Source organism: Achromobacter sp. DMS1, from assembly GCF_001270295.1.
This window is the reverse complement of record NZ_LHSJ01000006.1, coordinates 1-13,582: the sequence shown is the minus strand read 5'-3', so window position 1 is coordinate 13,582 and position 13,582 is coordinate 1. Positions and strand designations below refer to the sequence as shown.

Genomic DNA, 13,582 nt, shown 5'->3' with positions numbered 1-13,582 from the left:
ATCCACCGAGGAGATTCCGATGCGCATCAACGCGACCGCCAAGCCTGCAGAAAGCTTATTGAGCCCGAACGATCACGCGCTGATTCTGATCGACCATCAGGCGGAAATGGCGTTCAACACCAAGTCCATCGATGTCACTAACCTCCGCGCCAATACCGCGATCCTGGCGAACGCGGCCAAGGGCTTCAAAGTGCCGACCATCGTCACCACGATTTCCAAGGACACGTTTGCCGGTCCTTTGTTTGACGAAATTACCGACGTCTTTCCCGACGCGGAAGTTACCGACCGTACGACGTCAAACGCCTGGGAAGATGAGCATTTCATCGCGCGCGTCAACGCGGTGGGCAGGAACCGGCTGGTCATGGCGGGCCTGTGGACCTCGGTCTGCTGCAATGGCCCGGTCATCTCGGCGCTGGAACAAGGCTTCGAAGTCTATGTCGTGACCGACGCTTGCGGCGATTGCACTCCTGAAGCGCACGAGCGTGCCGTCCAGCGCATGCTCCAGGCGGGCGCGAAACCCATTACCTCGCTGACGTATCTGCTGGAACTGCAGCGCGACTGGGCGCGCGTGGAAACCTACGACCTGACCGTCGGCATCTCGCGCAGATTCGGCGGCGCCTTTGGCGTCGGCATCCAGTATGCGCAGACGATGCTGCCGAAGCACTAGTAGCGCTGAGACAGACGCCGGCAGGATGTGCGACGCTGTCGAAGGGGGCGTTCGCGTGAAGATGCGGGGAGACGGAATGTGTCCGGCGTCGGCCACAGCAGCGCATGGCCGCGGGCGGGCGCCGTCCTCGTGGCGATGCGCGGCAGCGGGTCGCCCAGTGCGGCATCGACGCAACGAAGCCGCGCCGTCAGCCTACCCTCCGCTTCTCTCCCTCCGCCGCGTCGCCACCCAGCAGAGAATCGAGCCTCCGCAGACCATGGCCGCTCCCTGCCAGAACCCGAGGGACAGCGGGGTGTTGAGAAGAAAGGCGGCGAGGGCGGCGGAGAAGACGGGGATGAAGTAGGAGGCGCCGGCGAGGACGGTGACATTGCCGTGCAGGATGCCGACGTTCCAGGCGGCATAGCCGAAGCCCATGGCGCCGGCGGCCATGACGAGGTGGGCGGCGGAGCGGTAGGTGAAGTCCATGTCGCCGCCGCCCGTCGCGAAGTATTTGATCCACAGCACCAGCGACACCATGCCGAAGAACAGGGTGACGCCGTTCTTGCCGTTGGCGATCCGGGCGGTGACGGTGCAGTAGGCGGCCCAGATGAGGGCGCCGGCCAGGGCGAGGCCGTAGCTGAGGGGGTTGTCCTGGACGTTGGCGAGCATGCCGGCCGGATCCAGGCCCTGGTCGCCGCCGAGCACCCAGCAGATGCCGAGCATGGAGAGGATGAAGCCGGGGATGATCAGCAGGCCGGATTTCTGCTTGTTGAAGAGGATGGCGCAGACGATGGTGAGGGAGGGCCACAGGTAGTTCACCATGCCGACCTCGATGGCCTGCCGGCCGGTGTGGGCATAGCCGATGGACAGGGCGAGGCACAGCTCATATGCCACGAAGAGCAGCGAGCCCCATATGAGGTAGCGGCGCGGAAACTCGCGGACGCGGGGAAATCCGACCGTCAGCAGCAGGAAAACCGAGGCGACGGTATAGATCAGGGCGGCGCCGCCGGTCGCGCCGAAGCTCTCGCTCACGCTGCGTATCAGGCCGACGATCGCGCTCCAGAGCAGGACGGCGACCAGTCCGACCAGCGTGGCATTCCTGCTGCGCATTCCCGGTTTCGGCCGGCCCATTTCAGCCCGCCTTGGCCGGCGTATGGGATCGGGCCGGCAGCCACTTCCAGAACACCGCGGCCGCCACCAGCCCCAGCAGTCCCACTCCGAAAGATCCCATGCCGAGCGACGCCAGCGCGGTCAGGCCGGACAGCAGGACCGGCCCGCCGCTGGTGCCGAGGTCGGACATCAGGCGCCAGATGCCCAGGAACTGCGTGCGGGCGCCGGGCGGCGAGGCGTCGGCGCCCAGGGTCATGACGATGCCGGAGCCGATGCCGTTGCCGAAGCCGAGGAACAGGGACACGAGGATGAAGCTGAGGGCGCCGCCGGTGAGGGGAATGGTCATGAGGCTCAGGCCCATGAGCAGGGTGCAGGGCAGCGCGACCCACAGGCGGCCGCGTTGGTCCATGACCTTGCCGGCGGGGTAGAAGACGGACATGTCCACGGCGGCGACCAGGCCGTAGATGAGGGAGGTGGTGGCCGGCTCGAGGCCGAGGTGGTCGGCCCAGAGGGGAATGACGACCTGGCGCGAGGCGCGCAGCGCGCTGATGAGCATGACGCCGACGCCCAGGGTGAGATAAACGCGCCAGTGGCTGCGCGCGACCTGGCCGATGCTGGTCCGGGCGGCGGCCTGGCTGTGGACGGCGCGGGGCTCGATGTCGGGGGCGGTGAAGGCGATCAGGCCGGCGCCCAGCATGGCGGCCAGGGCGACCCAGTAGGCGCCGTCCAGGCCGATGAAGTGAATGAGGGCCGCGCCGGCGAAAGGGCCGATGAAGGTGCCGATGCGGGTGGTGCCGCCCAGCGTGGAGAGCGCGCGGGCGCGGTATTGCAGCGGCACGATCTCGATCATGTAGCTCTGCCGCGCCAATTGGAACACCGACTGGGCGACCCCCTGCATGAGCATGGCGATCGCCAGCACCCAGAGGCTGGGCAGGGTGATTACCATCAGGAGCCCGACGACGCTCAGCAGGGCCGCGCCGGTCATGGCGTACTTCTCGCCGTAGCGTTCGGTGAGCAGGGCCGAGGGAATGTTGCTGAACAGCGAGCCGATGCCGATGAGGGCGGCGATGAGGCTGGCGGTGGCGACGGAGGCGCCCAGGTCGCGGGCGGTGAGGGCGATGACGGGGAGGATGGCGCCGTTGCTGAGCCCGTAGAAGAGAGAGGGGCCGAAAGCGGGAACGGCGATTTTCTTCAGGTCGAAGGAATCTTCTTGTTGCGACATTTCACTGACGATGCCCAGGGCGCCTGGCGCCTGCGGAAGGCGCGGCCAGTCCGCGGCGCCCGGGGCCGGAGGGTTGAGGCGTCTGGGGAGTTTATACCGGGGCGAGGGCGGGCTCACCCCAGCCCGGAGGCGTCCTGCGTGATCACCACGTCCGGCCGCAGCCGGAGAAAGACCCGGTCGCGTTCGGAGAGAATGATTTCCAGCGTTTCCACGGCGCCGTCGCGCCGGTAGCGGATGTCGCGCACGGAGAGGGCGACGAGGTGGTAGAGGTCGCGGTCCTGGTGGCGGATGGTGAGCGAGACGTCGCCGTGCGCGGGCAGCAGGCCGAAGCTGATGTGGTGGTCGCCTACCCGGGTCTGGTAGGTGTGGCTGCCGTAGTACCACGGCACCTCGGGCTCTTCGCTCTGGGGCTCGGCCTCGAAGAAGGTGAGCAGTTCGAGGGGTTCGATGCTGACGCCGTTCATGGCCGGGCTTCCGGCGCCGGCGGCGGGGCGCATGGGCGGTCGGGCGAGGCGGCGCGCCGCAAGAGGAAAGTCACGGGATGGCCTGTTGTTCGGGGTGGCGACGCGGCCCATCTTGCCACGGGCGGGCGCGCCGCCTTGTAAAAAAAGCAACCAGGTCTGTCCGCGCCGGGCCGCCGGCCGTCTTGCGCCGTTGCCGCGTTGCCGGCGGCTGATACCATCCGGACTCGGTCCGCATCGAAGAGTGTTCCATGTCTTTGTCTGCCCGCCGCCCCGCAAGCCCGTGCTGCCCGGCGTGGTGCTGGATTATCTGGCGGACCTGCCGCCGGCGCGGCAGACGGAGAGCGCGTCGGCCGGGGTGACGGAGGCGTTGGGCAAGGCGTATCCCTGCGGCAGATAGCGGGGCCCGGACATCTGAAAGCGGCAAGGAGGCTGCAATGATCGATCACCTCGACCATCTGGTGCTCACCACGGCAAACGAGCAGGCGTGCGTGGACTTCTACGTGGGCTTGCTGGGCATGAAGCTGGAAACCTTCGGGCAGGGGCGCAAGGCGTTCAAGTTCGGCCAGCAGAAGATCAACCTGCACGTGAAGGGCAGCGAGTTCGAGCCCAAGGCGCATCTGCCCGTGCCGGGCGCGCTGGACCTGTGTTTCATCGCGTCCGAGCCGCTGGACCAGGTCATCGAGACGCTGAAGGCGCGCGGCGCGCAGATCGTGGAAGGGCCGGTGCTGCGCACGGGCGCCAACTACCCGATCCGCTCCATCTACCTGCGCGACCCCGATCTGAATCTGATCGAGATCTCCGAGCGGGCATAGGCGTCAGCCTGCCGGGCCGCGCGTCAGTCTTCGCCGAAGCAATGCAGCGCCACGTCGCGGAAGCGCTGCGCGGCGGCGCTCGACGGCTCCGCCAGCAGCAGCGCGAGGCCGATCTCCGCCGCGGGCGAAATGTCGGCAATGACGCGGTAGGCGACGCGCGGGCTGGGGTTGTACTGCATGACGGCGGGTACGAGCGCCACGCCCAGCCCGCTTTCCACCAGCGACAGCAGGGTTTGCACCTGAGTGGCTTCCTGTGTGATGCGGGGCAGGAAGCCGGCGCGCTGGCAGGCCAGCATGGCCATGGCGTGCAAGCCGGCGGCTTCTTCGCGCGTGTAGAACACGAAGGATTCGCTGGCCAGTTCTTCGATGCGCAGGTCGGGCTTGCGCGCCAGCGGATTGCCGGGCGGCAGGGCGGCCACGAAGTTCTCGGCGAGCAGGGGCGCGAGCTGCGCGCGCGAAGGCGTGAGGAGCGGCGTGCGCACCAGGCCCACGTCGAAGTCGGCGCTGTCCACGCGCTCGGCGATGCGCACCGAGGTGCTTTCTTTCAGCACCAGTTCGACGCCAGGGTACTCCGCCCGGAACAGCCGCACGATGCGCTGCAGTACGCCATTGGTGGTGGACCCCACGAAGCCTACGCGCAGCGCGCCGCCGGTGCCGGCCGACGCGGCGCGGGCGGCCGCCGCCATCTGCGCATTGTGAAAGAGCAGGCGGCGCGCTTCGGCCAGGGCCGCGTGCCCGCTGGGCGTGAGCGACACGCCGCCCGAGCCGCCACGTTCGAAGAGGCGTGTGCCGAGTTCCGCTTCCAGCTTCTGGATGGCCACGGTGAGCGGCGGCTGCGTCATGTGCAGGCGGTCGGCCGCCCGGCGGAAGTTCAGGGTTTCGGCCAGCACCACGAACTGGCGCACGCGCCGCAGGTCCAGCATGGGATCGGGCGCGGTGTCGCCGCCGGCGGCGGCCTCGATGCGCTTGCGCGGATCAGCCATGGGCGGGGCGCGGGTTGTCGAAGCGCGGTTCGCGCTTTTCGAGGAAGGCCGACACGGCTTCGGCGTGTTCGGGGGTCTTGTGAGCCAGGGCCTGGTAGGCGGCGGACAGTTCGAGCAAGGTGTCCAGTCGGGTGTGCTGGGCTTCGCGCATGAGCTTCTTGGTCATGCGCATGGCCTGCGGCGGATGCGCGGCGATGCGTTCGGCCAGCGCGTGGGCGGTGTCCAGCAGCTCGCCGTGCGGCACCACGCGCGACACCAGGCCCCATTCGAGGGCGCGCTGCGCGTCGATGATGTCGGCGGTGAAGGTGAGTTCCGCTGCGCGCGCCATGCCGATCAGGCGCGGCAGCAGCCACGCGCCGCCGTCGCCGGGAATGATGCCCAGCTTGATGAAGCTCTCGGCGAACCTGGCTTTTTCGGAGGCGATGCGCAGGTCGCACATGCAGGCCAGGTCCAGTCCCGCCCCGATGGCCGGGCCGTTGACCGCCGCGATCACGGGCACTTCCAGGTTGAACAGGGCCAGCGGCAGGCGCTGGATGCCGGTGCGGTAGTCGTTGCGAATGCGCATGGGTTCCACCGCGGGGTCGGACTGCTCGCGCATGGCGCGGATGTCGCCGCCGGCGGAGAAGGCGGGGTCGGCGCCGGTGAGGATGACGGCGCGCACGCCGGGGTCGGCCTCGATGCGCGCCACGGCGGCGACGAATTCGTCCACCGCGGTGTTGCCCGTGAGCGGATTGCGCTTCTCCGGCTGGTTCATGGTCAGCGTGACCACGTGGCCGCGCTGCGTGTAGGAAAGAAAATCGCTCATGGGCCGGGCCTCCTGGGGGATGGTGAAGCTATCGTTTCGATGAGTCTGATATTTGCGTTGCGCCGGCCCGTTTTCCGCAGCGGCCGGAAATTCGTCGGAAAAGTGTATGCGGCAAGGCTTTTGATATGCAACGAATATCAAATTATCAATAAATAATATTGGACGCGGAAAGAACCCTGCTCCTAAGCTGGACGGCAGAAAAACATGAGGAGACAGGGCAGATGAAGACGGCGCTTGGGCATATCAGGGTGCTGGACCTGACGCGCATCCTGGCGGGCCCCTGGGCAACCCAGAACCTGGCGGACATGGGCGCCGAGGTCATCAAGGTGGAGCGTCCCCGCGTGGGCGACGACACGCGCGCCTGGGGGCCGCCCTTCCTGAAGGACGGCGAAGGCCGCGAGACGGCCGACTCCTCGTACTTCCTGGCGGCCAACCGGGGCAAGAAGTCCATCACCGTGGACCTCGCCCATCCCGAGGGGCAGGCGCTGATCCGCGAGCTGGCGGCGCAGGCCGACGTGGTGGTGGAGAACTACAAGGTGGGCACGCTGGCGCGCTACGGGCTGGACTATGAAAGCCTGAAGGCAGTGAACCCCCGACTGGTGTATTGCTCCATTACCGGCTTCGGGCAGGACGGGCCCTACGCCGCGCTGCCGGGCTATGACTTCGTGTTCCAGGGCATGGGCGGGCTGATGAGCATCACGGGCCAGCCGGAAGGCTCGCCGGGCGACGAGCCCATGAAGGTGGGCATTGCCATCAGCGACCTGCTCACCGGCATGTACGCCACCACCGCCATCCTGGCCGCGCTGGAGCACCGTCATGTGAGCGGGCAGGGCCAGTACATCGACATGTCGCTGCTCGACTGCGTGGTGAGCATCAGCTCGTACCAGGCCATCAACCATTTCCTGTCGGACAAGATCCCGCGCCGCATGGGCAACGCGCACTCGAACATGGTGCCCTACCAGGTGTTCCGCTGCAAAGAAGGCGACGTGATCGTGGCGGTGGGCAACGACGGCCAGTTCCGCGCGTTCTGCCGGCTGATCGGGCGCGAAGACCTGGCCGCCGACGAGCGCTACGCCACGCCCGGCCAGCGCAACCGCAATCGCGACACGCTCATTCCCGAGATCGCGCAGGCCATGCTGGCGCGCACCATGCAGGAGTGGGTGGAGCTCATGGAGGCGGCCAACGTGCCTTGCGGGCCCATCTACAACATGAAGCAGGTGTTCGAGGATCCGCAGGTGCGGCACCGCGGCATGCGGCTGTCGCTGCCGCACGGCGCGGGCGTGGAGGCGCCGGCCGTCGCCAGCCCGATACGCATGTCCGGCACCCCGATCCGGTACGGCCGATCCGCGCCGCTATTGGGAGAGCACACCGAAGGCGTGCTGGCCGAGCGGCTCGGCCTTCCGCCCGGGCGCATTGCCGAGCTGCGCGCGGCGGGCGCCATCTGAAGCGCCGGCGCGCTGCGGCGCGCCGGGCGGTCCATTCCTCTCGACATAAAAAACACAGGAGACAAACCCATGCCGCGTCGTTCCTTTTTCCGCAGCGCCCTGGCGCTGGCCCTGGCGGCCTGCTGCGCCGGCGGCCTGGCGCAGGCCAAGCCCTCGTCCATCCGCTACGTGGTTCCGTATCCCGCCGGGGGCGCGGCCGACCAGATCACGCGTCTGGTGGCCAACGACGCCTCGGCCGTCCTGGGCGTTCCCATCGTGGTCGAGAACAAGGGCGGCGCGGCCGGCATGATCGCGGCCGAGACGGTGCTGCAGGCCGCGCCCGACGGCGCCACGTTCTACGTCGGCGCCAACGCGCCCATCGTCATCAACCAGGCCATCTATTCCCGGATGTCCTACGACCCCGCCAAGGATTTCATTCCCGTGGCGGGCATGGGCAAGGCGCCGCTGCTGCTGGTCACGCGCAAGGACCTGGGCGCCCGGGACGTGCAGGCGTTGATCGCGCAGGGCAGCAAGGAAGACGGCAGGCTCACCATGGGCTCGGCCAGCAGCGGCAACATCACGCATCTGGCGGGCGAATACGCGGTCAGCAAGATGGGCTTCAAGGTGACGCATGTGCCGTTCGCGGGCAGCGCCCCGGCCATCGTCAGCATGATGGGCGGCAACATCGACATCATGTTCGACGCCCTGCCTTCGTGCATGCAGCAGGCCAGGGCCGGCCGCATCGTGCCGCTGGCCATTCTGGACGACCAGCGCTTCCCGCAACTGCCCGACGTGCCTACCGCCAGGGAACTGGGTTACCCGGGGCTCGAGGCGGCCGCCTGGTTCGGCGTGATGGCGCGCGCGGGCACGCCGCAGCCCGTCATCGACGAAATGAACCGGGCCATCAACGAGGCGCTGAAAAAGCCCGAGCTGGTGGAGAAGCTGCGGCGCATCGGCGCGCAGCCCATGCCGGGGTCGCAACAGCAATTCGCCCAGTTCATCGATGCCGAGCGCAAGCAGTGGATGCCGCTGGCCAGATCGCTGGGCGTGAAGGCGGACTGAGCGCCATGGAAAAGAAAAGCTTCGATTCGATCGCGGCCCTGAAAGGCTTCGTGGGCCAGCCCGCCGTCACGGGCCAGCCCATCGTCGTGGACCAGGACGCCATCGACACCTTCGCGGCGGTGACGCACGACCGGCAGTGGATCCACGTCGATCCGGCGCGGGCGGCGGCCGAATCGCCTTTCGGCGCCACCATCGCGCACGGCCTGCTCACGCTGTCGCTCATTACCGGGTGGTATCACCGCCTGTTCGAGTTTCCGGGCCGAAAGCTGGCGCTGAACTACGGCTTCGACAGGGTGCGCTTTCCCGCGCCGGTGCCCAGCGGCTCGGCGCTGGTGGGCAGCTTCAGGCTAGCGCGGGTGGACGAACTGCGCGAGAACGAGGCGCGCTGCCTGTGGGAAGTGGACGTGCGCGTGCAGGGCGCGGAACGGCCGGCCATGGTGGCCGAGTGGCTGATGCAGATCCGTTATTAGACGCCCGCCCGGGCTGCCTTCCGGAGCGTGATGAAACGCCGATTTACCAGGAACCGTTATGTCCGTACTCGAACTTTCCCGCGTGGGCGCCTGCGCCGTGCTCACGCTGAACCGGCCCGAGGCGCGCAATGCCTTGAGCCTGGAGCTGCGCAGCGCGCTGGCCGAAACCCTGCCCAGGGTGCGGGACGATGACGCCATCCGCGCGGTGGTCCTCACCGGCGCCGGCGGGCATTTCTGCGCCGGTGGCGATCTGCGCGCCATGGCGGCGGGGCAGGGCAAGACCGATGTCTTCGAGGGCCGCAGCCGCATCATCGGCATGCAGCGCTGGTTCGACGAGCTGGTGGACCTTGAAAAGCCCGTCATCGCCGCGGTGGACGGCGTGGCCTACGGCGCGGGCCTGTCGCTGGCCCTGGCCGCCGACTTCGTGCTGGCCTCGCCGCGCGCCACGTTCTGCGCCGTGTTCGCGCGCATCGGCTACGTGCCCGACCTGGGCGGCATGTACCTGCTGCCGCGCGCCGTGGGCCTGGCGCGCGCCAAGGCGCTGGCGTTCTCGGCGCGGGTGGTGAGCGCGCAGGAGGCGCTGGCGCTGGGCATCGCGCACCAGGTCGAGCAAGACAGGCCGGTGCTGGACGCGGCGCTGGCGTTCGCCGCGCGCTTCGAGCACGCGCCCGCGGGGGCGCTGGGCATCATGAAGTCGGTGATGAACCGCGCCTTCGAGTCCGACCGGCACACCGTCTACATGCAGGAAGCCATGGCGCAATCGCTGTGCCGCGAAAGCCCGTTTCACCAGGAGGCCGCGCGCCGTTTCATGGAAAAGCAGCCTCCTTTGTATCAATGGCCGCAGGAGCAGAAATGACCGAACGACCGCATCCGGAGGCCGCGCCGCGGCCGCAGCAGGAATACTTCGCCCATCTGGCAGAGGGACGCTTCATGATCCAGCGGTCCCGCTCCAGCGGCGAATATGTGTTTTTTCCGCGCGTGGCCGCGCCGCGCACCGGCGCGCTGGACCTGGAGTGGGTGCCGGCCTCGGGCCGGGGCACGGTGTATGCCACCACGGTGATGCGCGTGCGTCCGCCCGCGCCGTCCTACAACGTGTGCCTCGTCGAACTGGAGGAAGGGCCGCGCATGATGAGCCGCGTCGAGGGCATGGACCCCGCCGAGGTGCGGGTGGGCATGGCCGTGCGCGCCCGCATTTCGCGCGACGAGGACGGCCAGCCGCTGGTGGTGTTCGATCCCGCCGCAAAGGAGCCGAAATGAGCCAGGAGCGTTTCCCGCGCGGCAAGACCGCGATCGTTTCGTCGGCCACCTACGGCATCGGCGAGGCGCCGGGCCTGACTTCGCTGGACCTCGCCGTGCGCGCCAGCGTGCAGGCGCTGTCCGCCGTGGGGCTGGCGCCCGCCGACGTGGACGGCCTTTTTATCGGCCTGCCCGACGACTATCTGTCGGGCCTGAGCTTCACCGAATACCTGGGCATTTCGCCGCGTCTCACCGACAACAACCGCACCGGCGGTTCGTCGTTCCAGACGCACGCCATCCACGCCGCGCTGGCGCTGGACGCGGGGCTGTGCGACGTGGCGCTTATCGCCTACGGCAGCAACCAGCGCAGCGGCGCGGGCAAGCTGGTGAGCTCGATGCGGCCCTCGCCCTACGAAGGGCCGTACCGGCTCGCCCGGCCGGTCGGCGGATACGCGCTGGCGGCTTCGCGCTACGCGGCGCGGTACGGCCTGAAGAAAGAGCAGCTCGGCGCCGTGGCGATCGCGGCGCGGCAATGGGCGCAGAAGAATCCCGACGCCTTCATGCGCGAGCCGCTTTCCATGGAGGAGTACCTGGCCTCGCGCATGGTGTGCGACCCGTTCTCGGTGCGCGACTGCTGCCTGGTGACGGACGGCGCGGCCGCCGTGGTGATGGTGCGCGCCGACCGGGCGCGGGACCTGGCCGCGCGGCCGGCCTACCTGCTGGGCGGCGCGGCCGCGGCCTGGCACAAGGACATCACCAACATGCCCGACCTGACCGTCACGGCCGCCTCGCTGAGCGGCCCGCGCGCCATGGCCCTGGCCGGCGTCGCCCCGCGCGACATCGATGTGGTGGAGCTGTACGACGCCTTCACGCTGAACACCATTCTGTTTCTGGAAGACCTGGGCTTCTGCGCCAAGGGCGAGGGGGCGGCCTTCGTGGAAGGCGGCCGCATTGCGCCGGGCGGCGAGCTGCCGGTCAATACCAACGGCGGCGGCCTGTCCTGCGTGCATCCGGGCATGTACGGCCTTTTCACCATGGTGGAGGCGGCCCAGCAGCTGGCGGGCAGCGCGGGCGAGCGCCAGGTGCCGGGGGGCGAAGCTGGCGCTGGCGCACGGCAACGGCGGCGAACTGTCCAGCCAGGCCACCCTGGTGCTGGGCGTCGAAGACACGATCTGAATATCAACGGAGCAGAACCCGATGCAGAACAACCTACTTTCGCTGGAGAACCGGCAAGTCATCGTGACGGGCGCGGGCCAGGGCATCGGCCGCGCGCTGGCCACGGCCATCGCGGACCTGGGCGGCCGCGTGGTGGCTGTGGATCTCAATGCCGACGCGCTGGCGGCGCTGCGCGAGTCGCTGGGCGCGGAGCGCTGCGTGACGGTGGCGGGCAACGTGGCCGACCCGGAGCTGGCCCGGCAGGCGGTGGACGCCGGCGTGGCGGCGTTCGGCGGCGTTAACGCGCTGGTCAACAACGCCGGCGTCACGCGCACGGCCATGATCGACAAGATGTCGGCGGCCGACTGGCAGCAGGTCATCGACGTGCACCTGACGGGATCCTTCTTCTTTTTGCAGGCGCTGGGCCGGCACCTGCTGGCGCGCGCCAAGGCCGGCGGCGACGGCGCGGGCTCCATCGTGAACATCTCTTCCGACGCGGGCCGGCGCGGCACCATCGGGCAGATCAACTACGGCGCGGCCAAGGCCGGCGTGCTGGGCCTGACCATGTGTGCGGCGCGCGAATGGGCCCGGTACGGCATCCGCGTCAACACCGTGGGCTTCGGCGTGGTGGAAACGCCCATGACCGAAACCATACGCGGCGAAAAGTTCCGCGACACCTATCTCAGCCAGATTCCGCTGGGCCGCTGGGGCGAGGCCGACGAGGTGGCGCGGCCCGTGTGTTTCCTGCTGTCTGACGCCGCTTCCTACGTGACGGGCCAGCACCTGTCGGTCAACGGCGGCTACACCATCGGACTGTAAGCGTGACTACCCTCATCGATCGTTTCGAATTGGCCGCGCTGCCCGAGGCGGCGCAAGCCTTCCGCCGCGAGGTCCGGGCGTTTCTCCAGGCCGAGACGCCGGCGCTGCCGGCCGACCGCCGCGCGCGTTCCTGGATGGGTTTCGACGCGGACTTCAGCCGCAAGCTGGCCGCGCGCGGCTGGGTGGGCGTGACCCTGCCGCGCGCATACGGCGGCGCGGAAATGGATGCGTTCTCGCGCTTCGTGCTCATCGAAGAGCTGCTGTGCGCGGGGGCGCCGGTATCGGCCCACTGGATCGCCGACCGGCAGAGCGGGCCCTTGATCCGCAAGTTCGGCAGCGAGGCGCAGCGCCGCTTCTACCTGCCGCGCATCTGCCGCGGCGAGGCGTTTTTCTGCATCGGCATGAGCGAGCCGAACTCGGGGTCCGACCTGGCCAGCGTGGGTACCCGCGCCACGCGCCGCGAGGGCGGCGGATGGACGCTCTCGGGCCGCAAGATCTGGACCACCAATGCCCAGCACTGCCATTACATGATCGCGCTGGTGCGTACCTCGGGAACGCCGCAGGACCGCAACCAGGGGCTGTCGCAGTTCATCGTGGACCTGTCCCTGCCGGGCGTGACGGTGCGCCCCATTGCCGACCTGGCGGGCGACGCGCATTTCTCGGAAGTGTTCTTCGACGACGTGCCGCTTGCCGACGACGCGCTTGTCGGCAACGAAGGCAGCGGCTGGGAGCAGGTGACGGCCGAGCTGGCGTTCGAGCGCAGCGGACCCGAGCGCATCTATTCCAGCATCGTGCTGCTGGACGCCTGGATACGCTGGCTGCGCGGGCGCGGCGATGCCGTCCAGGCGCCGGTGGCCGGCCGTTTCGCCACGCATCTGGCGGCCCTGCGCAGCCTGTCGCTGTCGGTGACGTCGCGGCTGGCCGCGGGCGAGAGCCCGGTGGTGGAGGCCGCGCTGGTAAAGGATCTGGGCACGACCTTCGAGCAGGAAATCCCGGCGGTGATCGAAGCCGCGCTCGGCGCGGACCCGTCGGCGGAAATAGACACCGAACTGTTGCGCACCTGCGCCTATGTGAACCAGGTATGTCCCACTTATTCGCTGCGCGGCGGCACGCGCGAGATCCTGCGCGGCATGATCGCCCGCGGCCTGGGCCTGCGTTGAACCGCGTGGAGCTTGAACCCCATGTATAGCGAAGCTTTTGAAGACCTGCTGAAAGGCCATTGCGAACCTTCCGTGGTGCGCGCCATCGATGCGGGCGGCAGCCACGCGGCGCTCTGGGACGCCATCGGGCAGTCCGGGTTCCTGGAGCTGCTGGCGCCCGAGGACGCCGGCGGCGCCGGCGCCAGCCTGGCCGACGCGCTGCCGCTTTTCATGG

Annotated in this window: 16 protein-coding genes and 1 pseudogene; 12 read left to right on the top strand and 5 right to left on the bottom strand. The window is 68.7% G+C overall.

Translation table 11 applies throughout. From position 1 onward, the window contains the following. Nucleotides 1-19: 19 nt before the first annotated feature. Entirely contained in the window at nucleotides 20-667 is a 648-nt protein-coding gene (locus AD428_RS01495; RefSeq protein WP_053243889.1) for a hydrolase, read from the top strand. Between the two features lie 192 nt (nucleotides 668-859). Here the strand turns inward: AD428_RS01495 and yddG are convergent, their stop codons facing one another. The 3 genes from yddG to AD428_RS01480 all read right to left on the bottom strand — a co-directional run bounded on the left by yddG (nucleotide 860) and on the right by AD428_RS01480 (nucleotide 3,442). Further along, the gene (yddG, locus tag AD428_RS01490; RefSeq protein ID WP_053243888.1) at nucleotides 860-1,756 is read right to left on the bottom strand and encodes an aromatic amino acid DMT transporter YddG; all 897 of its coding nucleotides are present in this window, start codon (nucleotides 1,754-1,756) and stop codon (nucleotides 860-862) included. A 22-nt stretch (nucleotides 1,757-1,778) separates the two neighbouring features. After that, on the bottom strand, nucleotides 1,779-2,978 hold the full coding sequence (locus AD428_RS01485) for an MFS transporter (protein ID WP_053243887.1): 1,200 nt from the start codon (nucleotides 2,976-2,978) through the stop codon (nucleotides 1,779-1,781). A gap of 113 nt (nucleotides 2,979-3,091) precedes the next feature. Next, nucleotides 3,092-3,442 carry a hypothetical protein gene (locus AD428_RS01480; protein WP_053243886.1) on the bottom strand — a complete coding sequence of 117 codons (351 nt, stop codon included), beginning with the start codon at nucleotides 3,440-3,442 and terminating at the stop codon, nucleotides 3,092-3,094. 241 nt (nucleotides 3,443-3,683) lie between these two features. On the opposite strand from AD428_RS01480, the gene AD428_RS26650 reads away from it, so the two are divergent. Continuing rightward, nucleotides 3,684-3,839, top strand: coding sequence for a hypothetical protein (locus tag AD428_RS26650; protein ID WP_160318538.1), 156 nt, complete (start codon nucleotides 3,684-3,686; stop codon nucleotides 3,837-3,839). A 37-nt stretch (nucleotides 3,840-3,876) separates the two neighbouring features. Then, complete coding sequence (locus AD428_RS01475; protein ID WP_053243885.1) at nucleotides 3,877-4,254, top strand: VOC family protein; 378 nt, start codon at nucleotides 3,877-3,879, stop codon at nucleotides 4,252-4,254. 23 nt (nucleotides 4,255-4,277) lie between these two features. Here AD428_RS01475 and AD428_RS01470 read toward each other — a convergent pair whose 3' ends face one another. Then, nucleotides 4,278-5,177, bottom strand: coding sequence for a LysR family transcriptional regulator (locus tag AD428_RS01470; protein ID WP_152967950.1), 900 nt, complete (start codon nucleotides 5,175-5,177; stop codon nucleotides 4,278-4,280). A gap of 52 nt (nucleotides 5,178-5,229) precedes the next feature. Further along, nucleotides 5,230-6,042 carry a crotonase/enoyl-CoA hydratase family protein gene (locus tag AD428_RS01465; protein ID WP_053243883.1) on the bottom strand — a complete coding sequence of 271 codons (813 nt, stop codon included), beginning with the start codon at nucleotides 6,040-6,042 and terminating at the stop codon, nucleotides 5,230-5,232. A 221-nt stretch (nucleotides 6,043-6,263) separates the two neighbouring features. Here AD428_RS01465 and AD428_RS01460 point away from each other — a divergent pair, with 221 nt between their 5' ends. The 9 genes and pseudogenes from AD428_RS01460 to AD428_RS01420 all read left to right on the top strand — a co-directional run. Further along, on the top strand, nucleotides 6,264-7,487 hold the full coding sequence (locus tag AD428_RS01460) for a CaiB/BaiF CoA transferase family protein (RefSeq protein WP_053243882.1): 1,224 nt from the start codon (nucleotides 6,264-6,266) through the stop codon (nucleotides 7,485-7,487). Between the two features lie 69 nt (nucleotides 7,488-7,556). After that, nucleotides 7,557-8,528, top strand: coding sequence for a Bug family tripartite tricarboxylate transporter substrate binding protein (locus AD428_RS01455; RefSeq protein WP_053243881.1), 972 nt, complete (start codon nucleotides 7,557-7,559; stop codon nucleotides 8,526-8,528). Between the two features lie 5 nt (nucleotides 8,529-8,533). Next, the gene (locus AD428_RS01450) at nucleotides 8,534-8,998 is read left to right on the top strand and encodes a MaoC family dehydratase (RefSeq protein WP_053243880.1); all 465 of its coding nucleotides are present in this window, start codon (nucleotides 8,534-8,536) and stop codon (nucleotides 8,996-8,998) included. Between the two features lie 58 nt (nucleotides 8,999-9,056). Continuing rightward, a complete protein-coding gene (locus AD428_RS01445) occupies nucleotides 9,057-9,854 on the top strand; it encodes an enoyl-CoA hydratase/isomerase family protein (RefSeq protein ID WP_053243879.1) in 798 nt (265 codons plus the stop codon). Beyond that, nucleotides 9,851-10,255: a Zn-ribbon domain-containing OB-fold protein gene (locus AD428_RS01440; protein ID WP_053243878.1), complete on the top strand. Its 405-nt coding sequence runs from the start codon at nucleotides 9,851-9,853 to the stop codon at nucleotides 10,253-10,255. The genes AD428_RS01445 and AD428_RS01440 overlap by 4 nt, the downstream gene beginning before the upstream one ends. After that, nucleotides 10,252-11,410 (top strand): annotated as a pseudogene (locus tag AD428_RS01435) (thiolase). The gene AD428_RS01440 and the pseudogene AD428_RS01435 overlap by 4 nt, the downstream one beginning before the upstream one ends. Nucleotides 11,411-11,431: 21 nt before the next feature. Further along, complete coding sequence (locus AD428_RS01430) at nucleotides 11,432-12,208, top strand: SDR family NAD(P)-dependent oxidoreductase (protein ID WP_053243877.1); 777 nt, start codon at nucleotides 11,432-11,434, stop codon at nucleotides 12,206-12,208. A 2-nt stretch (nucleotides 12,209-12,210) separates the two neighbouring features. Continuing rightward, a complete protein-coding gene (locus tag AD428_RS01425) occupies nucleotides 12,211-13,368 on the top strand; it encodes an acyl-CoA dehydrogenase family protein (protein ID WP_053243876.1) in 1,158 nt (385 codons plus the stop codon). Nucleotides 13,369-13,389: 21 nt separating this feature from the next. Next, on the top strand, nucleotides 13,390-13,582 hold a 193-nt coding region (locus AD428_RS01420; protein ID WP_200907970.1), incomplete at its 3' end, for an acyl-CoA dehydrogenase family protein.